Source organism: Parviterribacter multiflagellatus (genome assembly GCF_056863265.1).
Genome location: NZ_JBXPIZ010000006.1, coordinates 208,945 through 233,417 on the forward strand (window position 1 = coordinate 208,945; position 24,473 = coordinate 233,417).

General features: G+C 73.9%; 24 protein-coding genes. 18 read left to right on the forward strand and 6 right to left on the reverse strand.

What is annotated here, in order from left to right:
* The first annotated feature begins 58 nt into the window (after positions 1 to 58).
* Genes AC1UE5_RS14560 through AC1UE5_RS14575 form a run of 4 tightly spaced genes read left to right on the forward strand, consistent with a single transcriptional unit; the run spans position 59 to position 4,923 of the window.
* Positions 59 to 1,711 carry a hypothetical protein gene (locus AC1UE5_RS14560; RefSeq protein ID WP_482924643.1) on the forward strand — a complete coding sequence of 551 codons (1,653 nt, stop codon included), beginning with the start codon at positions 59 to 61 and terminating at the stop codon, positions 1,709 to 1,711.
* A 13-nt stretch (positions 1,712 to 1,724) separates the two neighbouring features.
* The gene (locus tag AC1UE5_RS14565; protein ID WP_482924646.1) at positions 1,725 to 2,105 is read left to right on the forward strand and encodes a PGPGW domain-containing protein; all 381 of its coding nucleotides are present in this window, start codon (positions 1,725 to 1,727) and stop codon (positions 2,103 to 2,105) included.
* Positions 2,106 to 2,161: 56 nt separating this feature from the next.
* The gene (locus AC1UE5_RS14570) at positions 2,162 to 3,781 is read left to right on the forward strand and encodes an alkaline phosphatase D family protein (RefSeq protein WP_482924648.1); all 1,620 of its coding nucleotides are present in this window, start codon (positions 2,162 to 2,164) and stop codon (positions 3,779 to 3,781) included.
* Between the two features lie 56 nt (positions 3,782 to 3,837).
* Positions 3,838 to 4,923 (forward strand): endonuclease/exonuclease/phosphatase family protein, encoded by a 1,086-nt coding sequence (locus AC1UE5_RS14575; RefSeq protein WP_482924651.1) that lies wholly within the window; start codon positions 3,838 to 3,840, stop codon positions 4,921 to 4,923.
* 24 nt (positions 4,924 to 4,947) lie between these two features.
* Here AC1UE5_RS14575 and AC1UE5_RS14580 read toward each other — a convergent pair whose 3' ends face one another.
* The gene (locus AC1UE5_RS14580; protein ID WP_482924654.1) at positions 4,948 to 5,274 is read right to left on the reverse strand and encodes an ArsR/SmtB family transcription factor; all 327 of its coding nucleotides are present in this window, start codon (positions 5,272 to 5,274) and stop codon (positions 4,948 to 4,950) included.
* A 77-nt stretch (positions 5,275 to 5,351) separates the two neighbouring features.
* Between AC1UE5_RS14580 and AC1UE5_RS14585 the strand changes: the two genes are divergently transcribed.
* Positions 5,352 to 6,800: an MFS transporter gene (locus tag AC1UE5_RS14585; protein ID WP_482924657.1), complete on the forward strand. Its 1,449-nt coding sequence runs from the start codon at positions 5,352 to 5,354 to the stop codon at positions 6,798 to 6,800.
* On the opposite strand, the gene AC1UE5_RS14590 is transcribed toward AC1UE5_RS14585, so the two are convergent.
* On the reverse strand, positions 6,797 to 7,738 hold the full coding sequence (locus tag AC1UE5_RS14590) for an ornithine cyclodeaminase family protein (RefSeq protein WP_482924660.1): 942 nt from the start codon (positions 7,736 to 7,738) through the stop codon (positions 6,797 to 6,799). The two genes, AC1UE5_RS14585 and AC1UE5_RS14590, sit on opposite strands and share 4 nt — an antisense overlap.
* A gap of 29 nt (positions 7,739 to 7,767) precedes the next feature.
* On the opposite strand from AC1UE5_RS14590, the gene AC1UE5_RS14595 reads away from it, so the two are divergent.
* The 9 genes from AC1UE5_RS14595 (at position 7,768) to AC1UE5_RS14635 (ending at position 16,469) form a co-directional block, all read left to right on the forward strand.
* On the forward strand, positions 7,768 to 8,415 hold the full coding sequence (locus AC1UE5_RS14595) for an ABC transporter ATP-binding protein (RefSeq protein ID WP_482924662.1): 648 nt from the start codon (positions 7,768 to 7,770) through the stop codon (positions 8,413 to 8,415).
* Entirely contained in the window at positions 8,412 to 9,128 is a 717-nt protein-coding gene (locus tag AC1UE5_RS14600) for a hypothetical protein (protein ID WP_482924665.1), read from the forward strand. The genes AC1UE5_RS14595 and AC1UE5_RS14600 overlap by 4 nt, the downstream gene beginning before the upstream one ends.
* 28 nt (positions 9,129 to 9,156) lie before the next feature.
* Positions 9,157 to 9,354 carry a hypothetical protein gene (locus AC1UE5_RS14605; RefSeq protein ID WP_482924667.1) on the forward strand — a complete coding sequence of 66 codons (198 nt, stop codon included), beginning with the start codon at positions 9,157 to 9,159 and terminating at the stop codon, positions 9,352 to 9,354.
* An 81-nt stretch (positions 9,355 to 9,435) separates the two neighbouring features.
* Positions 9,436 to 11,241, forward strand: coding sequence for a nitrite/sulfite reductase (locus AC1UE5_RS14610; protein WP_482924670.1), 1,806 nt, complete (start codon positions 9,436 to 9,438; stop codon positions 11,239 to 11,241).
* On the forward strand, positions 11,229 to 11,837 hold the full coding sequence (locus AC1UE5_RS14615; RefSeq protein WP_482924673.1) for a phosphoadenylyl-sulfate reductase: 609 nt from the start codon (positions 11,229 to 11,231) through the stop codon (positions 11,835 to 11,837). Before AC1UE5_RS14610 ends, AC1UE5_RS14615 begins: the two co-directional genes overlap by 13 nt.
* Positions 11,838 to 11,852: 15 nt before the next feature.
* Positions 11,853 to 12,806, forward strand: a complete 954-nt coding sequence (locus AC1UE5_RS14620) for a sulfite exporter TauE/SafE family protein (protein ID WP_482924676.1) — start codon at positions 11,853 to 11,855, stop codon at positions 12,804 to 12,806.
* Positions 12,803 to 13,702, forward strand: coding sequence for a sulfate adenylyltransferase subunit CysD (gene cysD / locus AC1UE5_RS14625; RefSeq protein WP_482924678.1), 900 nt, complete (start codon positions 12,803 to 12,805; stop codon positions 13,700 to 13,702). The genes AC1UE5_RS14620 and cysD overlap by 4 nt, the downstream gene beginning before the upstream one ends.
* Positions 13,703 to 13,743: 41 nt before the next feature.
* On the forward strand, positions 13,744 to 15,402 hold the full coding sequence (locus tag AC1UE5_RS14630) for a sulfate adenylyltransferase subunit 1 (RefSeq protein ID WP_482925052.1): 1,659 nt from the start codon (positions 13,744 to 13,746) through the stop codon (positions 15,400 to 15,402).
* 32 nt (positions 15,403 to 15,434) lie between these two features.
* A complete protein-coding gene (locus AC1UE5_RS14635; RefSeq protein WP_482924681.1) occupies positions 15,435 to 16,469 on the forward strand; it encodes an endo-1,4-beta-xylanase in 1,035 nt (344 codons plus the stop codon).
* Here the strand turns inward: AC1UE5_RS14635 and AC1UE5_RS14640 are convergent.
* From AC1UE5_RS14640 to AC1UE5_RS14650, 3 genes are all read right to left on the reverse strand, one after another.
* A complete protein-coding gene (locus tag AC1UE5_RS14640; protein WP_482924684.1) occupies positions 16,453 to 17,259 on the reverse strand; it encodes a serine/threonine-protein kinase in 807 nt (268 codons plus the stop codon). The genes AC1UE5_RS14635 and AC1UE5_RS14640 overlap by 17 nt on opposite strands.
* Positions 17,256 to 19,022, reverse strand: coding sequence for an ABC transporter ATP-binding protein (locus tag AC1UE5_RS14645; protein ID WP_482924687.1), 1,767 nt, complete (start codon positions 19,020 to 19,022; stop codon positions 17,256 to 17,258). Before AC1UE5_RS14645 ends, AC1UE5_RS14640 begins: the two co-directional genes overlap by 4 nt.
* A gap of 75 nt (positions 19,023 to 19,097) precedes the next feature.
* Positions 19,098 to 19,220, reverse strand: coding sequence for a hypothetical protein (locus tag AC1UE5_RS14650; protein ID WP_482924689.1), 123 nt, complete (start codon positions 19,218 to 19,220; stop codon positions 19,098 to 19,100).
* A gap of 140 nt (positions 19,221 to 19,360) precedes the next feature.
* Between AC1UE5_RS14650 and AC1UE5_RS14655 the strand changes: the two genes are divergently transcribed.
* From AC1UE5_RS14655 to AC1UE5_RS14670, 4 genes are read left to right on the forward strand one after another with little or no spacing between them, the layout of a single operon-like run.
* Positions 19,361 to 19,894 carry a hypothetical protein gene (locus AC1UE5_RS14655; RefSeq protein WP_482924692.1) on the forward strand — a complete coding sequence of 178 codons (534 nt, stop codon included), beginning with the start codon at positions 19,361 to 19,363 and terminating at the stop codon, positions 19,892 to 19,894.
* Positions 19,881 to 21,308: a sensor histidine kinase gene (locus AC1UE5_RS14660; protein ID WP_482924695.1), complete on the forward strand. Its 1,428-nt coding sequence runs from the start codon at positions 19,881 to 19,883 to the stop codon at positions 21,306 to 21,308. Before AC1UE5_RS14655 ends, AC1UE5_RS14660 begins: the two co-directional genes overlap by 14 nt.
* Positions 21,305 to 21,964, forward strand: coding sequence for a response regulator transcription factor (locus AC1UE5_RS14665; protein WP_482924698.1), 660 nt, complete (start codon positions 21,305 to 21,307; stop codon positions 21,962 to 21,964). The genes AC1UE5_RS14660 and AC1UE5_RS14665 overlap by 4 nt, the downstream gene beginning before the upstream one ends.
* Before the next feature lie 31 nt (positions 21,965 to 21,995).
* Positions 21,996 to 23,783, forward strand: a complete 1,788-nt coding sequence (locus AC1UE5_RS14670; RefSeq protein WP_482924701.1) for an acetyl/propionyl/methylcrotonyl-CoA carboxylase subunit alpha — start codon at positions 21,996 to 21,998, stop codon at positions 23,781 to 23,783.
* Here the strand turns inward: AC1UE5_RS14670 and AC1UE5_RS14675 are convergent.
* Positions 23,780 to 24,457, reverse strand: a complete 678-nt coding sequence (locus tag AC1UE5_RS14675; RefSeq protein WP_482924703.1) for a hypothetical protein — start codon at positions 24,455 to 24,457, stop codon at positions 23,780 to 23,782. The two genes, AC1UE5_RS14670 and AC1UE5_RS14675, sit on opposite strands and share 4 nt — an antisense overlap.
* Positions 24,458 to 24,473 lie beyond the last annotated feature (16 nt).

The following is a 24,473-nucleotide window of genomic DNA, read 5'->3' on the forward strand; positions in this document are numbered from 1 at the left end:
CCGCTCTAGGTGCCAAGTGCCGCATGCGGCGCGACCGTTCGGGTACGGTCGCGCCGCTGTGCGTCGAACTGTCCCCGCCGCCTGCGCCGTCGCCGCCTGCCTCCTCACCGGGGCCGCGCCTGCCGCGCACGCCTTCACCCTCGCCGAGCCCTCCGCCGCGCCGGTCTCCGCCGCCGCCGGGGCCAACAGCGACTTCCGCGTCCACGTCGCGCCCCGCGACGGGCAGATCAAGGACCTCGTCCTCCACCTGCCGCCCGGCCTCGTCGGCGACCCGCAGGCGACGCCGAAGTGCACGATCGCCCAGTTCGAGGGGACCGGATGCCCGGAGGCGACGATCGTCGGCGCCAGCACGACGGCCGTGCAGCTCGGGCCGATCGGCCAGACCGCGAACGGGACGATCTACAACCTCGCCCCGCGCGGGAGCGAGCCGGCGCGGCTCGGCATCCGGATCGTCCCGCCGATCGGCGGCCCGATCCGACTGGAGTCGGTGGTGTCGTCGCGGCCCGACGGCGGGCTCGACTCGACGCTGACGAACCTCCCGCGCCAGGTCTCCGGCCTCGACGTCACGATCACCGCGCTCGACGTCGTGCTGCGCGGGAAGGTGAGCGGCGGCAAGGCGTTCATGCGCAACCCGACGTCGTGCGCCCCGGCCGAGACGGGGTTCGACGCACGCTCCTACGCGGGCGAGGCGGCGTCGGCGCGGGCGTCGTTCACCCCGACGGCCTGCGAGGCGGTGCCCTTCGCCCCGGTGTTCACCGCGGAGGTCGGCGCGCCCGGCCAGACCAAGGCGCGCGGCAAGCCGCCGGTCACCACCGTCGTGGCGCAGGGCGCCGGCGAGGCGGGCGTCAAGAGCGTGGCGGTCACGCTTCCCAAGGTGCTGGCGGTGCCGCTGGCGGCGGTCGGCCGCGCATGCCTGGAGGCCACGTTCGCCGCCGGTCAGTGCCCGGCGTCCGCGCGGATCGGCGAGGCGACCGCGGTCACGCCGCTGCTGACCGAGCCGCTGCGCGGGCCGGTGTCGTTCGTCGCCGGGAGCGACCCGCTGCCGGGGCTGGCGCTCGAGCTCCGCGGGCCGCTCGCGCTGACGCTGCGCGGCGCCAACACGCTGAGCCCCGCGGGCCAGGTGACGACGTTCAGCGGGATCCCCGACGTGCCGCTCGACCGGTTCGAGCTGCGGTTCGCCGGCGGCCCCGAGGGTCTCCTGACGCTGTCACGCGACGTCTGCGCCGGGCCGGCGCCGCGGTTCGCGGCGACGTTCACCGCGCACAGCGGCGCGAGCAGGACCGTGACCGTCCCGGCGACGCTCGTGGGCTGCGAGCCGCTCGTCACCGCCACCCTCGTGCGCTCCAAGCGGCTCCGCCCGGCGGTGCGCGTGCGGATCGACGCCGGGGAGCGCCGGGTGCGCCGCGTGCGCGTCACGCTCCCGCGGTCGCTGACCGTCGTCACCGGCCAGGTCCGGCGCATCCGCGTGACCGGCAGCGGCGCGACCAGGACGACGATTCAGCGGCGCGGACGGGTCTTCGACCTCGCCGTGCCGAGCGCGGCGGGCGCCCGGAACCTCGCGCTCGCGCTGCCGAGCGGCTCCGTCAGGATGCGGCGCGGCGCGGAGCTGCCGCGGGTCACCGCCGTGGTCACCGACGTCGAGGGCGGCGTCACGACCGCGTCCGTCCGGGCGAAGGCCCAGGCGCCTCCGCCCGGGCCGGCGGGCCGTTAGCCTGCCGCGTCCCATGTCCGCCGACGACGCCCATGCCCCGAAGTTCGTCCGGAAGCTCCGCGCCCAGCGCGAGCGCCATCTCGAGCGCTCCAAGCCGATGCGGCTGGTCTTCGTGGTCGTCGGCTTCACGGTGCTGCTCGCGGGCCTGGCGATGCTCGTCACGCCCGGCCCGGCGTTCGTGATCATCCCGATCGGCCTCGCGATCCTGTCGCTCGAGTTCGTGTGGGCCGAGCGGCTGCTGGAGCGCTCGCTGCTGGAGGCCGAGAAGGCGAAGGCCAAGGCCGCTGAGACCTCGCGCACGCAGCGCATCCTCGTCGGCCTGGCCACCGCGGCCGGGGTCGCGGCGGTCGTGGTCTGGGCGGTGTGGGGCGACATCCCGCTCCTCCCCGTGTGACCGGTTCGTCAACGGGGAGTGACAGCGGGTGCGCGCGGGCGTAGGTTGCCCGCGCGATGCAGACCACCCGCCGTCAGCTCCTCGGCCGTGCCGCGCTCGGCGCCGCGGCCGCCGTCGTCGCCCCGCAGGCGCTCCTCCTCCCCGCCAACGCGCAGACGCGCCGCATGCTGCGGGGCGGGCGGTTCAGCGACGGGATCATCTCCGCCGACCCCACCACCACCGGCGTCAACCTGTGGACGCGCGTCGACGACGTCGAAGGCGCCGGGCGGGTGCTGCTCGAGGTCGCCCGCGACGACGACTTCCGCCGCGTCGTCTCGCGCAAGGAGATCCCGACGACCGCCGGCGTCAACCACGCCGTCAAGGCGCAGGTGCAGGGCCTCAAGGCCCACACGGAGTACTTCTACCGCTTCGCCACCGCGACGCAGGACTCGCAGGTCGGCCGCTTCCGCACCGCCGCGCCCGCCGACTCCAACGAGCCGGTGAAGTTCGCCTACTTCTCCTGCCAGGACTGGACGCACGGCTTCTACAACGCGCACGAGGTGATGGCCGAGGAGGACCTCGACTTCATCGTCTGCCTCGGCGACTACGTCTACGCGGAGACGTACCACTCCAAGCGGGGCGGGACCGGCGTCCGCGACGACCGCATCGGCCGCCAGTCGCGCGACGACTCCCACGAGCTGGAGGCGGTCACGCTCGCCGACTACCGCGCGAAGTGGTCGCTGTACCGCTCCGACCCGGCGCTCCGCGCGCTGCACCGCCGCTTCCCGATGGTCTACGTCCCGGACGACCACGAGGTCCAGGACAACTACGCGGGCGCCGAGCGGGACGGCGGGCTGGCCCCGGCCAAGCAGTACAGCGCCAGGCGCAAGGCGGCCGCGCGCAAGGCGTTCTACGAGGCCAACCCGCGCTTCGCGGCGGCCAGCGGCCAGCGCCTCTACCGCTCGCTGAAGTTCGGCAAGACGGTCGAGCTGTTCATCACCGACCAGCGCACGTACCGCGCCGACCAGCCCTGCGACGACGCCGTCGCGCCTGCGTGCTCGGAGCTGCCGCAGGCCCGCCCGTTCCTCGGCCGCGCCCAGATGGGCTGGCTCAAGAACGGCCTGTCGAAGTCGCGGGCGAGCTGGAAGGTCATCGCCAACGAGGTGATGGTGATGCCGACCAAGGTCCTCGGCGACTCCTACGTCCAGTTCGACAGCTGGCAGGGCTACCCGCAGGAGCGCGAGGAGCTCCTGCAGCACATCAAGGCGGGCGTCGAGGACGTCGTGTTCGTCACCGGCGACATCCACACGTTCATCGCCGGCGACGTGCGCACCGCGGCGGGCGAGAACGTCGCGCTGGAGTTCGTGGGCGGCTCGATGACGTCGATCGGCTTCGGGGAGAGCGACCTGCCCGCGGGCAACGGCCAGGTCATCAAGGGCAACGACCAGAACCCGAACACGCCGCAGGTCCTGATCGACACGCTCCGCGGCATCAACCCGTGGGTCGACCAGGCCGACTTCGACCACCACGGCTACGGGCTGGTCGAGGCCAAGCCGGACGGGATGACGTCGAGCTTCGTGCGGCTCGAGACGGTCAAGCGCCGCTCCCGCAAGACGCTCGCGCCGAAGGGCTTCACCTGGGAGGTCGCGCGCGGGCAGACGTCGATCAAGGGCGTCAACGGGCCGCCTGCCGCGTGAGCGACGCGTAGACACGGTGTCAACGGCATGTTGCGCGAGCCACTACGCTCGCGCACATGTCCCACCGCAAGCTGGGCGCGGCGCTGCTCGCCGCCTGCGCCCTCGCGCCCGTCGTCCCGGCCGCGGCCCAGGCGCAGTCCAAGCCGTCGAAGACGGCCCGCGACGTCACCGTGATGACGCGCAACCTCTACCTCGGCGCGGACCTGATCCCGCTCGCGACGCAGCCCGATGTCCCGAGCTTCGAGCAGGCCGCCGCCCAGCGCTTCCAGACGGTCCAGACGAACGCGTTCGCCACGCGCGTCAAGCCGCTCGCCGCCGAGATCCGCAAGACCAAGCCGGACCTCATCGGCATCCAGGAGGCCGCGACCTGGCGGCGCTCGCCGGACGGCGTGAAGGACGGCAACGCGACGGTCGCGAGCCAGACCGTCTACGACTCGCTCGCGCTGCTGCAGGCCGAGCTGAAGCGGATCGGGCAGTCGTACAAGGTCGTCGCCAAGCGCCCGTGGTTCGACTACGAGGCGCCGACCGCGCTCGGGTTCGACGTGCGGCTCACCCAGTACGACGCGATCCTCGCGAAGACCGGCAAGAGCGTGAAGGTCAAGACCGGCCGGACGTTCACCGATGGCTTCGCCGACACGTTCGACGTCCCCACCCAGGTCGGCGTCGCCAAGTCGCCGCGGGGCTACGTGGGCGTCGACGCGAAGGTCGGCGGCAAGAGCTTCCGGTTCGTCACGACGCACCTCGAGGCGTACTCGCCCGAGATCGCGAACAAGCAGATGACGCAGCTGCTCAACACGGGGCTGAAGTCGAAGAAGACGACGTCGATCCTCGTCGGCGACTTCAACTCGGACCCGAAGAGCGCCGCCACCGACGACCGCGGCGCGGAGCGGACCCCGAACGCCTACGCGACCGCGCTGAAGGCGGGCTTCGAGAACCCGCTGAAGCGCCGCGAGACGTGCTGCTTCGCCGAGGACCTGCGCTCGACGAGCGAGAAGCTCGACTCGTGGATCGACCACATCGTCGTGCGCCCGGACGCGCGCGTGATCAAGTCGTCGATCGTCGGCGCGTCGTCGTCCGAGCGGACCGGCGGCCTGTGGCCGTCGGACCACGCGGGCATCGTCGCCACGCTGCGGCTGAAGTAGCCGCGCGCCGGGAGCGCGGCCCGCTCAGCCGGAGACGGCGGCGGGCTGCGGCTCCCCGGCGAGAACGAGGTCCAGCAGGCCGGGGAAGCGCGCCTCGAGATCGTCGCGGCGCAGCGTGAGCAGGAGCTTGCGCCCCTCCGGCCGCTGCCGGATGACGCCGGCCTCGCGCAGGACCCGCCAGTGGGTCGTCAGCGTCGAGCGCGCGATCTCCGGCAGCACCGCGGCGCACAGGCGCTCCTCGCCGTCCGCCAGCTCGCGGACGACCTCCAGCCGCACCGGATGGCCGAGCGCGGCGAGCACGTCCACCAGCTCGATCTCGCTCCGGTCGGGGTGGCGCGGCGTCCTGGGCACGGGCTCATTGTACGCGATGTTCGTACTTGCGCCGAGACCTATGTACGATTATCCCGAACAATCGAACGGAGATCGTCGTGACCCACCCTCCCGGCCGCCGCGGCCACCTCGGCATCGCCCTCGCGCTCCTGGCGTTCGCCCAGCTGATCATCGCCCTCGACTACAACATCGTCTTCGTCGCGCTGCCCGAGATCGGGACGCAGCTCGGCTTCGGCGAGCAGACGCTGCAATGGGTCGTGAGCGCGTACGCCGTCGCGTTCGGCGGCTTCCTGCTCCTCGGCGGTCGTGCCGCGGACCTGCTCGGGCGGCGGCGCATGTTCCTCCTCGCGCTCGGCCTGTACGGCATCGCGTCGCTGGCCGGCGGCCTGGCGTCGTCGCCCGGCCTGCTCGTCGCGGCGCGGGCGGTGCAGGGGATCGGGGGCGCGCTGCTCTTCCCGGCCACGCTGTCCCTGCTGACCACGACGTTCGCGGAGGGGCCCGAGCGCAACCGCGCGCTGGCGATCTGGGGCGGCGCGGGGGCGAGCGGCCTGACGCTCGGCTCGCTGCTCGGCGGCGCGCTGACCGACGCGTGGGGCTGGGAGGCCGTCTTCTTCGTCAACGTGCCGCTCGCCGCCGTCGTGATCGCCGGCGCGCTGGCTTTCCTGCCGCGCGACGAGGCCCGCGTCCGCGTCCGCGCGTTCGACCTGCCCGGCGCGCTGACCGCGACCGCCGGCATCAGCCTCGTCGTCGTCGCGCTCGTGCAGGGCCCCGACACGGGCTGGACCTCCGGCACCGTGCTGGGCGCGGGCGCCGCCGGCCTCGCGCTGGTCGGGCTCTTCCTCGCCATCGAGGCACGCAGCCGCGACGCGCTCATGCCGCTGCGGCTGCTGGCCAACCGCAGCCCGCGCTCGGCGATGGCGATCACGTTCGTCTTCATGGGGACCCTGGGGGCGCTGCCGTACTTCCTCACCCTGCACTTCCAGGCCGTGCGCGGGATGGAGCCGCTCGAGAGCGGGCTGGCCTTCCTCCTCCCGTCGCTGGCGATCGCGACGGGCACGCAGCTCGGCGAGCGCCTCGTGCGGCGAGCGCCGCTGTGGTCGGTGGTCACCGGCGGCTTCGTCGTCGCGGCGGCCGGGACGCTCCTGCTGTCGGTCACGATGACCGCCGACGCGTCCTACGCGGCGCTCGTCCCGGGCCTCGCGGTCATGGGCGTCGGCCAGGGCGTCGTGTGGACGGCGATGTGGATCGCCGCGGCCGAGGGCGTGCGGCGGGAGGAGCAGGGCGTGGCCTCCGGCATGGCGTCGACCGCCCAGCAGGTCGGCGGCGCGGTGGGCCTCGCGCTGCTCATCGTGATCGCGAACGCGGGTCTCGACGGCGCGGCCGGTGAGGCCGCGCGCCAGGCGACGAGCGACGGCCTGCGGTCGGCGACGCTGGTCGCCGCGGCGGCGATGGTCCTCGGCGTCCTCGCCGGGCTGGCCCTGCGCCGGCCGGCGAACGCCACGGCCGACGGGCTGGTGCCCGCCGTGGCGAACGACCGGGTGAGCTAGAGCCGGATCGTCTGGGCCTCGACGCGCCCCTCGCGGTGCGCGTCGAGAGCCGCCCGGGCGATCGCCAGGTCCTGGATCGCCAGGCCGGTCGAGTCGAACAGCGTGACCGCCTCGGCGTCGCGGCGGCCCGGGCGGTCGCCGGTGAGGACCGCGGCGAGGTCGGTCACGTCCGCCTGGGTGATGCGGCCGGCCTCGACGGCGCCGGTCAGCTCGCCGCCGTGCGACGCCTGCGCCCACTCGTCGCAGAAGAGCTGCGCGGCGACGACCGCGTCGACCGTCGCCTCGGCCTTCCCGCTCCCGTCCGCACCGAGCATGTTGAGGTGCAGGCCGGGGTGGAGGTCGGCCGCGTGGACGACCGGCTCGGCGCCCGGCGTCACGCACGTGACGACGTCCTGCGCGAGCGCCTCCTCGCGCGTGCCGACCTGCCAGCCGAGCTCGTCGGCGAGCCGCGCCGCCGCGTCCGGTCGCGGGTCGAAGCAGACGCCCGGGCCGAAGCCGGCCGCCGCCAGACAGCGGGCCGCGTAGGAGCCGTTGAGCCCGCAGCCGATGAGGCCGGTGCTCCTGCCCGCGGCCAGCGCGCTCGCCGCCACCGCCGCCGCGGCGCCCGTGCGCAGCGCCGTCACGGCGCCCGCGTCGAGCAGCGCCACCGGCTCGCTCGTCGTCGCGTCCGAGACCACGAGCAGCCCGATCACCGTCGGCAGCCCGCGCCCCGGGTTGGTGGGGAACGAGCTGATCCACTTGAGGATCGCCAGTCCGTCCCCGCGTGCGGGCATCGCCCGGAAGTCCCCGTTCGGCGGGCTTTGGAGGTAGACCTTCGCCGGCATCACCCACTCCCCGCGCCGGTGCTTGACGAACGCGTCGCGCACCGCGTCGATCGCGGCCGCGGGGGTGACCGCGGCGAGGACCGCGTCGTGGTCGAGGACGGGGAGCTCGGGCATCGCCTCCGCACTCTGCCACGCTGCGGCGCGTGATCGAGGTCTCGCATCTCGCCAAGCGCTTCCGCGGGCGCACCGCGGTCGAGGACGTGTCGTTCACCGTCCCGGCGGGAAGCGTCTGCGCGCTGCTCGGGCCGAACGGCGCGGGGAAGACGACGACGCTGCGCTGCCTCGTCGGCCTCGCGCGCGCGGACGCGGGGAGCGTGAGCATCGCCGGCGACGTCCCCGGCGCCGTGCTCGATGGCTTCGGGCTGCACCCCGCGCGGACCGGCCGCGACCACCTCCGCATGCTCGCCGCCGCGCTTCCGTCGCCCGCCCCGCTCCCGCCGCTGCTCGAGCGCGTCGGCCTCGCCGCCGAGGACGCCGACCGCCCCGCGGGCGAGTACTCGCTCGGGATGGCGCGCCGGCTCACGCTCGCCGCGGCGCTCCTCTCCGCTCCGCGCGTGCTCGTGCTCGACGAGCCGGAGAACGGCCTGGATCCGCAGGGCGTCCGCTGGCTGCGCGATCTCCTGCGCGAGCACGCGGACGGCGGCGGCGCCGTGCTCGTCTCCACCCACGCGCTGGCCGAGGTCGCGCTGGTCGCCGACCGCGCGGTGATCCTGCACCGCGGCCGGGTCGCCGCCACGCTCACCGACCTCGCCGGGCTCGAGGAGCGTTACCTCGAGGCCACAGCGCCGTGATCCGCGCCGAGGTCCTCGCGCTCCGCACGACCCCGACCGCGATGCGGCTCTTCGCGCTGGCGCTCGCCGTCGCGCTCTTCCTCACCGTCTCGTACGTCGGCATCCGCGACATCGAGCACCTCCCGCGCGGCGACGCCGAGCGCGGCGTCGAGACCGCGGTGACCGGCGCGTTCGTCCTCTTCTTCGCCGGCCTCGTGCTGGCGACCGCGCCGTTCCGCCACGGCGTCGCCCCGCAGCTCGCGCTGCTCGCGCGGTCCCGCACCGCGCCGTTCGTCGCGCGCGCCGTGACGCTGGCCGGGTTCGGCGCGCTGGCCGGCCTCGTCATCGCCGCGGCCTCCACCGTCACGGTCCTGGTCATCGTCGGCGCCGGCGGCGGGCCGTCCCCGCCGGCGGGGATCGTCGCGCGCGTGCTCGTCACGGTCCCCGTGTACGCCGCGCTTGCCTGTGCGGCCGGCGCGGGCCTGGGCACGGCGCTGCGCTCGCAGCCCGCCGCGCTCGCCGCCGGCTTCGGCCTCGCGCTCGTCCTCGACCCGGTCCTCTCTGCCATCTCCGAGGTCGCCGCCGCCTACGGCCCCGCCGGCGCGGCCGCGGCGCTGGTCGGCATCGACGACCCTGACGCCCCGCCCACGCTCGCCGCGCTCGCGGTCCTCCTCGCGTACACCGCGCTCACGCTCGTCGCCGGCGCGCTCGCCACCGCGCGGCGCGACCTCTGACGACGCGGACGGGTAGCCTCCCCGCGCGATGCCGAACCGCCGCCCCAAGCTCGAGATCGTCGCCCCCGGCGCCAGCCCCGAGGAGGCCGCCGCCGTGGTGGCCGCGCTGGAGCGGTTCATGCGCGAGACCGCGCCAGTCGTCGCTCCGGTGGACGAGAAGCCAAACCCCTGGTATCGCGCGGGTTTGCTCGAGTCGATCGACCGGGAACCGCCGCAGAACTGGTAATTCCCTAAAGCCAAGCGGTTTTCACGTGTATCCTTCCGGGCTCCGCTCTCTGGACCCGGAACGCAAGGAGACACCAGCCGCATGGCTACCGACACGACCAAGGGACGGAAGGGCTCCCTCGCGAACCCCGAGGTCGTCGAGGACGTCCCCGGGCACATCATCCCGATCATCGAGCAGGAGTTCGACGACTTCGTCAACGAGGCGGAGAAGTTCCTCGGTGGCGAGACGCCCGAGCCCGAGTTCATCGGCTTCCGCCTGAAGCAGGGCGTCTACGGGCAGCGTCAGCCCGACGTCCAGATGGTCCGCGTCAAGCTCCCGTTCGGCGGCATCACGCCGGACCAGATGGACACCTTCGCGAGCGTGGTCGAGAAGTACGCGCCGCTCAACAAGGGCCACGTCACGACGCGGCAGAACATCCAGCTGCACCACATCCCGCTGCGCGAGATGGCCAAGCTGATCCGCGAGATCAGCGCCTCCGGCCTCTCGTCGCGCGAGGGCTGCGGCAACACCGTCCGCAACGTCACCGCCGACCCGTGGTCGGGCGTGTGCGAGGAGCTGTTCGACCCGACGCCGTACGTCGGCGCGTACGTCCGCTACTTCGTGCGCCACCCCACGACGCAGCTGATGCCGCGCAAGATCAAGACCGCGTTCGTCGGCGACGCCGACAGCGACCGCGCGCTCACCGGCATCCACGACATCGCGTTCATCGCCCGCGAGCGCGACGGCGTCAAGGGCTTCGAGGTCCGCGTCGGCGGCGGCACGTCGATCATGCCGCGCATCGCCCCGACGCTCTACGACTTCGTCGAGGCCGACAACGGCGACTACATGAAGATCGCCGAGGCGGTCTTCCGCATCTTCGACCGCCAGGACTGGCTCCGCGTCAACCGCGCCCGCGCGCGCATCAAGGTCTTCGTCGACAAGTTCGGCATCGACGAGCTGCGCCGCCAGGTCGACGAGGAGCTCCAGCTCGACTGGGTCAACGAGCGCGACTTCACGCCGGACCTCTTCCTCCACGACGAGGAGGCCTCACTCGCGACGCCGCGCGACGACTACGCGCCGGCGCCGGAGGGCGACAAGCGGTTCGACCAGTTCCTGGCCGAGAACGTCAAGGACCAGATCCAGGCCGGCTACCAGACGGTCCACATCCACATCCCGCGCGGCGACCTGACGCCCGAGCAGTTCCGCGGGATCGCCCAGATCATGCGCGACTACTGCTCCGGCTACGCGCGCATGACCGTGCACCAGAACATGGTGCTGCGCTGGGTGCCCAAGGAGGCCGTGTACGAGGTCTACACCAAGCTCGGCGAGCTGGGCCTGAACCAGCCGGGCGCGGACAAGATCAACGACGTCGTCAGCTGCCCGGGCACCGACTCGTGCAAGCTCGGGATCGTCTCCTCGATGGGCCTCAACGCGGCGATCCGCGAGAAGCTCGCCGAGATGGACATCACGGACCCGCTCACCCGGCAGGTCCACATCAAGATGTCCGGCTGCCCCAACGGGTGCTCCCAGCACCACATCGCGAACATCGGGTTCTACGGCGCGTCGATCAAGGTCGGCGAGCACACGATCCCCGCGTACGTCGCGCACATCGCCGGCACGTTCGACAAGGGCCCGATCGCCTACGGCCAGCGGCTGAAGGTGCGCCTGCCCTCCAAGCGCGTCCCGGACGCCGTCGAGCGGTGGCTGCGCTGGTACGAGGCCGAGCGCCTCGAGGGCGAGGACTTCAACGGCTTCGCCGGCCGCGTCGGCACCACCGCGTTCGAGGACAAGGTCCGCGACCTCGCGATGCCGGTCGACTTCACGATCGAGAACATGAACACCTTCATCGACTGGTCGAAGAAGGTGCCGTTCCAGGTGCAGCGCGGCGAGGGCGAGTGCGCGATCTGATCGACACCCTGCGCGAGGCGGCAGAGCGTCACGGCGACAAGCTCGTGATGCTCTGCTCCTTCCAGAAGGAGGAGTCGGTGATCCTCCACGAGCTCGTCAAGGTCGCACCCCAGACGCGCGTCGTGACGATCGACACCGGCGTCCTCTTCCCGGAGACGCTCCAGGCGTGGCGCGCGTTCGAGCAGCACTACGACCTGAAGATCGAGGTCGAGGACGCGAAGGGTCCGTGGACGGGCCCGGACAACTGCTGCTCGGTCGAGAAGGTCGCCGCGCTGGAGCGCGCGCTGGACGGCGCGACGGGCTGGGTCACCGGCATCCGCCGCGAGCAGTCGCCCACGCGCGCCGACGCCCAGCTCGTGGAGCAGGACGCAAAGCGCGGGATCTGGAAGTACAACCCGCTCGCGACGTGGACCGAGAAGGACGTGTGGCGGTACATCGGCGAGCACGCGCTGCCATACCACCCGCTCCACGACCAGGGCTACTCGTCGATCGGGTGCGCGACCTGCACGCAGCCGGGCTCCGGCCGCGAGGGCCGCTGGGCCGGCACCGAGAAGCTCGAGTGCGGCCTGCACGTCGAGCAGGTCTCACCGAGCTGAGCTGAGCGGAGCGGCGTGGACCCCCTCGTCATCGTCTTCGGCCTCGGCGTCGGGATCCTCATCGGCCTGACCGGGATCGGCGGCGGCTCGCTGATGACGCCGCTGCTGATCGTGTTCGGCGGCTACTCGCCGACGGTCGCGATCGGCACCGACCTCGCGTACGGCGCGATCACGAAGACGCTCGGCGGCTGGCGCGTGCTCAAGCAGGGTGCGGTCGACCTGAAGCTGTCGGTCTGGCTCGCGGTCGGCTCGCTGCCCGGCGCGCTGCTGGGCGTGTGGGCGCTGCACCGGCTCGAGCAGGCGCACGGCGACGACTTCGAGCCGTGGCTGCTCGGCGCGGTCGCGGGCGCGCTGCTGATCGCGTCCACCGCGATCCTCTACCGCGCGCTCTTCCAGCCCGGCGCGCGGGCCCAGGAGGTCGACTCCGCGCACCTCGACGCCGGCCGCAAGGTGCTGACGGTGAGCGTCGGGCTCGTGCTCGGCTTCCTGCTCGGCCTCACGTCGGTCGGCAGCGGCGCGCTCGTCGGCCTCGCGCTCATCCTCCTCTTCAAGCTGACGCCGCGCCGGGTCGTCGGCACCGACGTCTTCCACGCCGCCGCGCTGATGTGGACGGCGGCGATCGCCCACCTCTTCAGCGGCAACATCGACTTCGGCCTGATGGGGACGATCCTCATCGGCTCGATGCCCGGCGTGTGGATCGGCACGGCGCTGCTCCCACGCGTCCCGACCGACGGCCTGCGCCCCGCGCTCGGGGCCGTGCTGCTCGGCGCCGCGCTCGGCGTCCTCAAGAAGGCCGGCGTCGAGGTGCCCGTCGCGGCCATCGTCGGCGCGCCGCTCGCCGTCGGCGCGCTCGCCTTCCTCCTGCACCGCCAGCGCTCGCGCACCGCTTCGCCGGCCGCCGAGCCGCCGGCGCCCGAACCGTCCACCCCCGACCCCGCGGCCCGCGAGGTCGCCGTCGCCACCCGATGACCTACGAGCTCCCTCACCTAGACGCCCTCGAGAGCGAGGCGATCCACGTCATGCGTGAGGTCGCCGCGACGTTCGAGCGTCCCGTGCTGCTGTTCAGCGGCGGCAAGGACTCGGTCGTCCTGCTCCGCATCGCCGAGAAGGCCTTCCGCCCCGGCAAGTTCCCGTTCCCGATGCTCCAGGTCGCGACCGGCCACGAGTTCCCCGAGGTCACCGACTTCGTGCACCGGCGCATCACCGAGCTGGGCGAGCGGCTGATCGTCGCCAAGGTGCAGGACTCGATCGACGCCGGCCGCGTGGTCGAGGAGACCGGCAAGGGCGCGTCGCGCAACCGCCTCCAGACCGTGACGCTGCTCGACGCGATCACCGAGCACGGGTTCGACGCGGCGTTCGGCGGCGCGCGCCGCGACGAGGAGCGCGCCCGCGCGAAGGAGCGCATCCTCTCGTTCCGCGACGAGCTGGGCCAGTGGGACCCCAAGAACCAGCGCCCGGAGATCTGGAACCTCTACAACGGGCGCATCAAGCCAGGCGAGCACGTGCGCGTGTTCCCGATCTCGAACTGGACCGAGCTCGACGTGTGGGAGTACATCGCCCGCGAGCGGCTCGAGCTGCCGTCGATCTACTTCGCGCACGAGCGCGAGGTGTTCCGCCGCGACGGGATGCTCTACGCGGCGTCCGAGCACGTCGAGGCCGACGAGGAGCGCTTCACGACCTCGGTCCGCTACCGCACGGTCGGCGACATGGTCGTCACCGGCGCGGTCCAGTCCACCGCCACCACGCTCGAGGCCGTCGTGGCCGAGATCGCGGCCACCCGGATCACCGAGCGCGGCGAGACGCGCGCGGACGACCGCGTGACCGAGGCGGCCATGGAGGACCGCAAGCGCGAGGGCTACTTCTAGTGCCGGGGTCGAACGGGAACGGCAACGGGCACAGCTCCGGCGTGCCCGCGGGGACGCCCGCCCGCGAGGCGTCCGGCGAGCTGCTGCGCTTCGCCACGGCGGGGTCGGTGGACGACGGCAAGTCGACGCTGATCGGCCGCCTGCTCTACGACACGAAGGCGATCTTCGAGGACCAGCTCGACCAGGTCGCGCGCGCGTCCGAGCGCCGCCACGGCGCGAACGGCGCGGCGACGCCCGACCTCGCGCTGCTCACCGACGGCCTGCGCGCCGAGCGCGAGCAGGGCATCACGATCGACGTCGCGTACCGCTACTTCTCGACGCCCAAGCGCTCGTTCATCATCGCCGACACGCCCGGGCACGTCCGCTACACGCGGAACATGGTCACCGGCGCGTCCACGGCGGACCTCGCGCTGGTGCTGGTCGACGCCCGCAACGGCGTGGTGGAGCAGTCGCGCCGCCACGCGTTCATCGCCTCGCTCCTGCGCATCCCGCACATCGTCGTGGTCGTCAACAAGATGGACCTCGTCGGGTGGGAGCAGGCCGCGTTCGACCGCGTGGTCGCGGACTTCACGGAGTTCGCCGCGAAGCTCGACGTCGCCGACACGACGTTCATCCCCGTCAGCGCGCTGCAGGGCGACAACGTCGTCGACCGCAGCGAGAACATGCCGTGGTACGACGGCCCGACGCTCCTGCACCACCTCGAGCACGTGCACATCGCGTCGGACCGCAACTACCGCGACGCGCGCTTCCCGGTGCAGTGGGTCGTCCGGCCCGGCAGCGCCGACGACCCGCGCTTTCACGACTACCGCGGCTACGCCGGCCAGGTCGCCGGCGGCGTGCTGCGGCCGGGTGACGACGTGGTCGTGCTGCCGTCGGGCGCGCGGACGACGATCGCGGGCATCGACACGTTCGACGGCCCGGTCGAGGAGGCGTTCCCGCCGATGTCGGTGACGCTCCGGCTCGCCGACGACCTCGACGTCTCGCGCGGCGACATGATCTGCCGGCCCGGCAACCGGCCGCTGCTGGAGCGGCGCGTCGAGGCGGAGATCTGCTGGATGGCCGAGACGCCGTCCGACCCGCGCGGGCGCTACCTGCTCAAGCACACGACGCAGACCACGCGCGCCGTGGTCGAGTCGCTGCGCCACCGCATCGACGTCACGACGCTCCACCGCGACCCGTCGATCGACCACCTCGAGCTCAACGACATCGGCCGCGTCACGATCCGCACCGCGGCGCCGATCGCGTTCGACCCGTACGCGCGCAGCCGCACGACCGGCGCGTTCATCCTCGTCGACGAGGCCACGAACGACACGGTCGCGGCGGGCATGCTGCTCGGCGCCGCGAGCGACGCGACCGACGCGGCCGGCGGCGGGAAGCTCTCGCGCGAGGAGCGCTGGGCGCGGCTGGGCGTCCGCGGTGCGACCGTGTGGCTGACCGGCGCGGACGCGGCCGAGGCGGCGACCGCGCTGGAGGGCCGGCTGGTCGACGCGGGCACCCCCGCGCTCGAGCTGGAGCCCGCGCGGGCGACCGTGGCGGCGACGCTCGCGGAGGCGGGCGTGATCGCCATCGTGGCGGGCGGCGACGGGCTGGAGGCGGTGCGCGCCGCGCATGCCGACGCGGGCCTGGAGCTGCACGAGGTCGCGGTCGACGACGTCGCGGCCACGGTCGAGCGCACCGCCGCGCAGCTCGCGCGCCGCTAGCCCGCGGCGCGCGCCGGGTAGGGGCGGTGCGCATGCCGCGCGCCGCCCTCCTCGCCCTCGCCGCCGCCGGCCTGCTCGCCTCCGGGTGCGGCGACGACGGCGGGCAGGAGCGCGAGCCGTACCCGCGCGACGCGTCCCAGCGCGTGCCCGTCCTGGAGACCGCGACGCCGCTGGGCGTCGCGGTGCCGTGGGCCGTGGCACAGGACGACGCGGAGCTGCGGCGCGGGGTCGAGCGGGGGTTCGCGTCGGTGACGCCGGAGAACGAGCTGAAGTTCGACGTGGTCCACCCCGAGGAGGACGCGTACGACTTCGCGCTCGCGGACGCGTTCGTGGCGTGGGCGCGCGGGGCGGGCAAGCGGATCCGCGGGCACACGCTCGTGTGGCACCAGCAGCTGCCCTCGTGGCTCGGCGATCGCGAGTGGACGCGGCCGGAGCTCGAGCGCGTGCTGACCGACCACGTCCGGACGGTCGTCGGCCGCTACCGCGGGCGGATCGACACCTGGGACGTCGTCAACGAGCCCTTCACCGGGAGCGGCGGCTGGCGGACCGGCGAGGGCGCGCCGTGGCTGGGGACGCTCGGGCCGGCGTACGTCGAGCTCGCGCTCCGCACCGCCCGCGTGGCCGACCCCGACGCGCGGCTCTTCGTCAACGAGCTGGCCGCCGAGCACGGCGGGCCGAAGCTCGAAGCGCTGCTGAAGCTCGTCCGCGACCTCAAGGCGCGCGGGGTGCCGCTCGACGGCGTCGGCCTCCAGGCGCACCTGACGACGCGCGACCCGCCGCCGCGCGACGTCCTGCGGCGCACGATCCGCCGCCTCGCCGCGCTGGACGTGGACGTCGAGATCACCGAGCTGGACGTCGCGATCGAGGGCGGCGCGGGAGAGGACGAGCAGGCGGCGGTCTACCTCGACGTCGCCGCGGCGTGCACGGCAGTGCCGCGCTGCCGCCGCATCACGGTCTGGGGCCTGTCGGACCGCGACTCGTGGCTCGGGCCCGAGAAGCGGGCGCTCCCGCTCGACGCGGACCTGCACACCAAGCGCGCGTGGTCGACGCTCACCCGTCCGCTGTGACCGCGGTCAGCACGCGCAGCACCTGCTCCATCGTCGGGCGGTCGGCGGCGGCCGGGCTCAGCGTCGCGTCGATCAGCGCCGCGAGGTCGCGGTGGAGCCGGCGGTGCAGCCGCACGGGCTCGGCCCGGTGGTGGAGCTGCGGGCTCCGTTCCAAGTGGTGGTCGAACGGGTTGAGCCCCGTCGCCGCCTCGTAGAGCACCGTGCCCAGGCCCCACACGTCGGTCGCGGGGAGGACCTCGTCGCCGCGCGCCTGCTCGGGCGCCATGTTGCACCACGTCCCGCGCCCCCGGCGGTGCGGCCCGGGCGGCGCCGCGAGCGAGAGGTCGAGCAGCTTCGCGCGGCCGGCCTCGGCGACCGCGTTCGACGGCTTGACGTCGAGGTGGAGCACGCCCTCACCGTGCAGGTAGCGCAGCGCCCCGCCGAGGTGGAGGCCGAGGTGGGCGATCTCGCGGGCGCCGAGGCGGCGCGTGTCCGCCAGCCGGTCGAAGAGGTGGCCGAGCGTCTCGCCGCCGACGGTCTCCAGCACGATCGCGGGCCGCTCGCCGTCGTGCACCTCGTAGCCGCGCACGATGCCGGGATGCGCGAGCCGCACCAGCAGCCGCCCCTCGCGGAGCAGGTCGTCGCGCAGCGCCGGGTCGGCGCGCCGGTCGGGGCGGACGGTCTTGACGATCACCGGGCACGCGCGGCGGGCGCACCACGCGTCGTAGACGTCGAGCGCGTTGGAGCGGTTGAGGTGGGCGCGGACGCGGACCCCTGGCGCGAGCTCCCGCCCCGCGGCGAACGGCCTCACGCGGCCGCCGCCTCGCCCGCGACGATGCGCCCGCCCGCGATCCGCACGACGCGGTCGGCACGCGCGAGCACCGCCGGGTCGTGCGAGACGAGCACGACCGTGCGGCCCTCCATCAGCCGCGCGAGCGGCCCGAGCACCGCGTCGCGGGAGGCGGCGTCGAGCCCGGTCGTCGGCTCGTCGAGCACGAGCACCGGCGTGTCGCGGACGAGCGCCCGCGCGATCGCCAACCGCTGGCGCTGGCCGCCCGAGAGCCGCCGCCCGCGCTGGCCGACGCGGGTGTCGAGCCCGTCCGGCAGCGCCGCCACGAGCTCCGCGGCGCCCGCCGCGTCCAGCGCCGCCGCGACCTGCGCGTCGGTCGCGTCCGGGCGGCCGTAGGCGACGACCTCGCGCACGCTCGCGTCCGGCAGCAGCGTCTCCTGGAGCAGCAGCCCGACGTGGTCGCGCACCGACGCCTGCGTCACGGCGCGCACGTCGGTGCCGTCGAGCAGCACCGCGCCCGCCTCGGCGTCGTCGAACCGCAGCAGCAGGCGCGCGAGCGTCGACTTGCCCGCGCCGCTCGGCCCGGCGAGCGCGACGACCTCGCCCGGCCGGATGTCGAGCGACACGTCCTGGAGCACCGGCTCGGCCGCGCCCGGGTAGCGGTAGGTGACGCCGCGCAGCGCCACCGCGCCCGCGCCGCCGGCCGGCAGGGGGCGGGCGTCCGGCGCGTCGACCACGCGGGGCTGCTCGGCCAGCAGCTCCACCACGCGCTCGGCGCCGGCCGCCGCGGTGAAGACCGTGTTCGCCAGCCGCCCCAGCTCGCGCACCGGGGAGTACATCTGCGCGAGGTAGGCGAGGAAGACGAGCAGCCCGCCGAGCGTCAGCTCGCCCTCGGTCAGCAGGTAGGTCCCGAACGCGACGACGATCAGCACGCCGGCCAGCTCGAGCAGGTCGACGAGCGGCGCGAACAGGCCGCGGATGCGGATCGCGGCGAGCTCGGCCTCCATGATCGAGCGGTTCTCGGTGCGGAAGCGCGCGACCTCGTCGTCCTCGCGGTTGAGCGCGCGGACGAGCGCGGCGTTGGCGAGCGACTCCTCGGCCACCGACGCGAGCGAGCCGCTGCGGCGCCGCTTCTCGCGCGCGGCGCCCTTGGACAGCCGCGTGAACACGCGCGCGACCGCGAAGAAGAGCGGCAGCACGACGAGCGCCGCCAGCGCGAGCTTCCACGACAGCAGGAAGAGCGCACCGCCGAACAGCACGATCCGCGCGACCGCCGCGATGCCCTCGCCGATGCCGGCGAGCAGGAACGACTCGATCGCCTGCACGTCGCCGGTGAGCCGCGTGACGAGGTCGCCCATCCGGCGCCGGTCGAGCGCGCCGACGTCGAGCGTGTGCAGGTGCGCGAAGAGCTGCGCGCGCACGTCGAGGAGGAACCGCTCCCCGACCCACGCGGCGAGGTAGTCGTCGCCGAACGAGAGGACGGCGGAGAGGAGCGTCAGGCCGAGGTAGGCGCCCGCGATCCACACGAGCGGCGCGAGCTCCTGCGGCACGAGCACGTCGTCGACGACGAGCTTGAAGAGGTAGATCTCGACCGCCTCGAGCGCCGGGACGGCGACGAGCAGCAGCAGGCCGAGCGCGATGCGGCGCCGGTAGGGCTTCGTGAACGGCCAGAAGCGGCGGGCGAGCGCGGCGGCCTGGACGGGCGGCGCCTGATCCACGAGCTGCGGCCCGCCGGGGGCGGGCACGAGGAGCCGGTGCAGGCGGTCGCGGAGGCGGGAGGTCACGGGGTGGTGCGCGGACGGCCCGCCGCACCGCGCTGGGGGGGGTGGCGGTGCGGCGGGCCTGGTCGTGCTGTGGGATCAGGTGTCGGAGCTGCGGCGACGGCGGCGGCGACGCGGCTTGCGCCGCCGGCGCTTGCCGGTGTTCGTGTCGGAGCTGGCCGCGGCGCGAGCCTTGGCGGGGACCGTGGCGGTGAACTTCATCTGACGGCGCCTCCTTGTGGCGGTCGGACTGGACGGTGGACAAGGTCCCCCGCCGCGATGAGGCGGTCCTGAGGCGCGGATGAGAGCCGTCTCATGCTCCCCTCATCGCGCTCCCATCCCGCGCGCGCACGGTTCCAGGCGTGCCGCTCCGCACCGTCCTCCTCCTCGTCGCCGCCGCCCTCGGGGGCGCCGCCACCGCGTGGATCGTCGCGAGCCTCGTCGCCAGCCCCGCGCGCGAGCCCGTCGCCCCGATCTCGGTCGAGGTCGCGCAGGAGGAGGCACGCACCGCCCGCACCACGCGGACGACCCCGCGGCGACGCGAGCGCGAGGCGCGCGAGGAGCGCGAGGAACGGCGGCCGCGCACCACACGCAAGCGCGCCGCCGAGTTCGCGCCTGCGCCGACCCCGACCACGCGCGCCCCGCAACGTGCGCCGCAGCGCGCGCCCTCCGCGGCGGCACCCTCGCCCTCGCCCTCCTCTCCCGGCCGGGCGTCCTCCCCCGCCCGCGACGACGATGACGACGCCCCCGCGCCAACTCCCGCCCCCGCGCCCCAGCCCGCGCCGCCTCCGCCGCCCGCACCGGCTCCGGCCGCGCCACCCGCCGACGATGATGGTGCGGACGACGACGGTGACGACGACGGCGGAGACGACGACGCGGACGATGACGACGACTGAGGGGCGGCGGTGGCCGCTCGTGCGCGGGGCGCGCACCCGCATCCTCGCGTCCGTCGTCGCGCTGCTGGCGTTCTCGACCGTCGCGTCGGTGCTGATCGCCCGCCAGATCCTCCTCGCGCGCGCGGGCGAGCGGGTGGAGAACGCGCTCGAGCAGGAGGTCGAGGAGTTCCGCCTGCTCGTCGACCAGGGTCAGAACCCGTTCACCGGCCGCCCGTTCGGCACCGACGTCGAGGCGATGCTGGAGGTCTTCCTCGCCCGCAACGTCCCCGCGCAGGGCGAGGACTTCTTCACGTTCCGCGACGGGCGCCCGTTCCAGTCGACCGCGCGGGCGTCCGAGGGCGCGCTCACCCGGGCCGTCGCCCCGCTCGGCACGATCGCCGAGACCACGCGCCGCACGGTCACCACGCCCGCGGGCGACGTGCGCGTGCTCGCGGTGCCGGTCGAGGTCGGCGGCCGCGCCCGCGGCGTCTTCGCCGTCACCACCGCGCTCGGCCAGGAGCGCGACGAGATTGACGAGGCGATGCAGGTCGCGGCTGGCGTCAGCTTCGCCGTCCTGCTCGTCGCCAGCCTCCTCGCCTGGGCCGCCGCCGGCCGCGTGCTCGCCCCGCTGCGCGACCTCGACGACACCGCGCGCGGCATCACCGACACCGACCTCACCCGGCGCATCTCCACGCAGGGCGACGACGAGATCGCGCAGCTCGCGCGCACGTTCAACGCGATGCTCGACCGCCTGGAGGGCGCGTTCGCCTCCCAGCGCGCGTTCGTCAGCGACGCCGGCCACGAGCTGCGGACGCCGATCACGATAATCCGCGGCCACCTGGAGCTGCTCGGCGACGACCCCGAGGAGCGGCGCGAGACCGTCGCGCTGGTCACCGACGAGCTCGACCGGATGAGCCGCTTCGTCGAGGACCTGCTGACGCTGGCCAAGGCCGAGCGGCCCGACTTCCTCGCGCCCGAGGACCTCGACCTCGACGTGCTCACCGAGGAGCTGATGGCGAAGGCGAAGGGCCTGGCGCCGCGCGACTGGCAGCTGGACGGCGTCGGCGCCGCCCGCCTCACCGCCGACCGCCAGCGCCTCACGCAGGCGGTGATGAGCCTCGCCCACAACGCCGTCCAGCACACGCGCGCGGGCGACGTGATCGCGCTCGGGTCGAGCGCCGAGGACGGCGTCGCGCGGCTGTGGGTCCGCGACACCGGCCCCGGCGTCCCGGCCGCCGACCGCGACCGGATCTTCGACCGGTTCGCCCGCGGCGAGCACCGCCGCCGCAGCGACGGCGCGGGGCTCGGCCTCGCGATCGTCAAGGCGATCGCCGAGGCGCACGGCGGCACGGTCGCGCTCGCCCCGTTCGACCGCCACCGTCCCGGCGCCACGTTCACCATCACGCTCCCGCTGGAGGAGGAGGACCGCCCGTGAGCCGCATCCTGATCGCCGAGGACGAGGACCGCCTGGCCGCCTTCCTGGAGAAGGGCCTGCGCGCGAACGGGTTCGTCACGACGACCGCGGCCGACGGCCCGACCGCCCTCGCGCTCGCCCGCGACGACGACTTCGACCTCCTCGTGCTCGATCTCGGGCTGCCCGGCCTCGACGGCATGACCGTGCTCCGCACGATGCGCGCGCAGGGCCACCGGATGCCGGTCGTCATCCTCTCCGCCCGCGACGACGTCGTGGCCGGCCTGGAGCGCGGCGCCGACGACTACGTCATGAAGCCCTTCCGCTTCGAGGAGCTGCTGGCGCGCATCCGCGTCCGGCTGCGCGAGGAGGGCACGACCGAGCAGACCGTGCTCCGCCACGGCGACCTCGCGCTCGACCTGCGCACCCGCCGTGCCGCGATCGGCGACGACCAGCCGGTCGAGCTGAGCGCGCGCGAGTTCACGATGCTGGAGGTCTTCCTCCGCCACCCCGGCCAGGTGATGAGCCGCGAGCAGCTCCTCAGCCACGTCTGGGGCTACGACTTCGACCCGGGATCGAACGTCGTCGACGTCTACGTCGGCTACCTGCGCCGCAAGCTCGGCAAGGACCGGATCGAGACCGTCCGCGGCATGGGGTACGCGCTCACCGGCGACGCGTGAAAGCCCCCTATGTCACTAGGGTTCCGGGCTCATGTTCAAGAAGGTCCTGGTTGCGAACCGCGGCGAGATCGCCATCCGAATCATCCGTGCCCTCGAAGAGCTCGGCGTGCAGTCCGTCGCCGTGTACTCGGAGGCAGACCGCGACGCGCTGCACGTGCGGCGCGCTGACGAGGCCTACCTGCTGGGGCCACCCCCGGCGAACCAGTCGTACCTGAACATCGATCGGCTGATCGAGGTCTGCAAGGAGTCCGGCGCCGAGGCCGTCCACCCCGGCTACGGCTTCCTCGCGGAGAACGCGACGTTCGCCAAGCGGCTGGAGGACGAGGGCATCGTCTGGATCGGCCCGCCCGCGTCGGCGATCGACGCGATGGGCTCGAAGACCAACGCCCGCGACCTCATGAAGAAGGCCGGCGTCCCGATCATCCCGGGCACGACCGAGCCGGTGCCGGACTACGAGACGGCGCTCGAGCTGGCCAAGAAGGAGATCGGCTTCCCGATCGCGGTCAAGGCCGCGGGCGGCGGCGGCGGCAAGGGCTTCCGCGTCGCGCTGGAGGAGAAGGACCTCAAGGACGCCTTCGAGGGCGCCGCGCGCGAGGGCGAGAAGTTCTTCTCGGACCCGACCGTCTACCTCGAGCGCTACCTGCCCGATCCGCGCCACGTCGAGGTCCAGATCATCGCCGACAAGCACGGCAACACGATCCACCTCGGCGAGCGCGACTGCTCGATCCAGCGCCGCCACCAGAAGCTGATCGAGGAGGCCCCGGGCCCGCTCGTGACGCCCGAGATCCGGGAGCGCATCGGCGCGGCGTCCGTGAAGGCCGCCGAGGCCGTGAACTACGTCGGGGCGGGCACGATCGAGGGCCTGCTCGACGGCGACGAGTGGTTCTTCATGGAGATGAACACGCGCGTCCAGGTCGAGCACTGTGTGACCGAGATGGTCACCGGCATCGACATCGTGAAGGAGGGCATCCGCGCCGCCGCCGGCGAGAAGCTCAACTACACGCAGGACGACGTCGTCATCCGCGGCCACGCGATCGAGTGCCGCATCAACGCCGAGGACGCGTCGAAGAACTTCGCGCCGGCGCCGGGCAAGGTCGGCTCGTACAAGGAGCCCACGGGCCCCGGCGTGCGTGTCGACTCGGGCCTGGAGGCGGGCGGCGAGGTCACCCCGATGTACGACCCGATGGTCGCGAAGCTCATCGTCTGGGACGCCGACCGCGAGCAGGCCACGCAGCGCATGCTCCGCGCGCTCAGCGAGTACCAGATCGAGGGCCTGAAGACGCTCATCCCGTTCCACACCGCGCTGCTCGCCACGAAGCAGTGGGCGAACGCGGAGACCGCGCGCGACCTCATCGAGGACAAGAAGTGGCTCAAGACGCTGGCGTTCGAGCCCGCGGCCGCACCGGCTGACGACGACGCCGAGGAGACGGTCGAGCACACGTACGCGGTCGAGGTCTCCGGCCGCAAGTTCGACGTCAAGGTGATCGGGCCGGCGTTCGGTGGCGGTGGGGTCGTGGCGGCGCCCAACGGCGCGGCGGCGGCCGGTGCCAAGCCGCGCCCCAAGCGCGAGCGCAGGTCCGGCGGCGCCGGCGGGGGCGGCGACACGCTCCCGTCCCCGCTGCAGGGCAACGTCTGGAAGGTCCTCGTCAAGCAGGGCGACAAGGTCGAGGAGGGCCAGCTCGTCACGATCATCGAGGCGATGAAGATGGAGAACGAGATCTACGCCCACAAGGCGGGCGTGATCGCGGAGCTGCCCATCCAGGAGGGCGGCTCGGTCTCCACCGGCGACACGATCGCCGTCATCAAGGCCGAGGGCTAGCGCCCACCGCGGAGGTCGGCGAGGCGGCGGAGCGCCGCCGCGCCGGCCATCCCGCCGATGCGGCGGGCCTCCGACAGCGCGACCTCCGCGCCGGAGGGCTCGAAGCGGCGCCGCAGCCGCTCGGCGAGCTCCTCGGCCAGCGCGTCGGCGTCCACGAAGCGCTCGCGCGCGGGGAGGCGGCTCTCCCAGAAGAGCGCCAGCACGCGCTCCTCCTCGCGCAGCTCGGCCAGCCGCCGCTGGCCCACCTTCAGCCGCGCATCGGTGTGCGCGGCGCGCGGCTTGGCGACGAAGACGAGCTCGGCGTCGACCACGTCGCAGAGCCAGCGCGCATCGCCGCCGGCCAGCTCCGCCTCGACCGCGGGCAGCTCGACGTACCCGCCGCGGGCCACGCGTGCCAGCTCGGCGCACACCCCGATCGGGTCGCGCACGTCGGCCAGCGCGGTGCAGACGGCGAAGTCGAACCGCCCGTCGGGGAACGGCCACGGCTCGCGGGAGCAGACGTCGCGCTGCACCCACGTCCGTGGGCCGAAGCGCGCGCCGCCATGCGGCTCGTGCGGCCGCTCGTCGAGCACCCAGTCGGCGCGCTCGAACGCGCCGCGCCGCGCTCCCACCTGGAGCACCTGCGCGTCGTCGGGGACGGTCTCGGCGATCCGGTCGGCGGCCTGCGGGAGCATCGGCCGACAGTGTGGC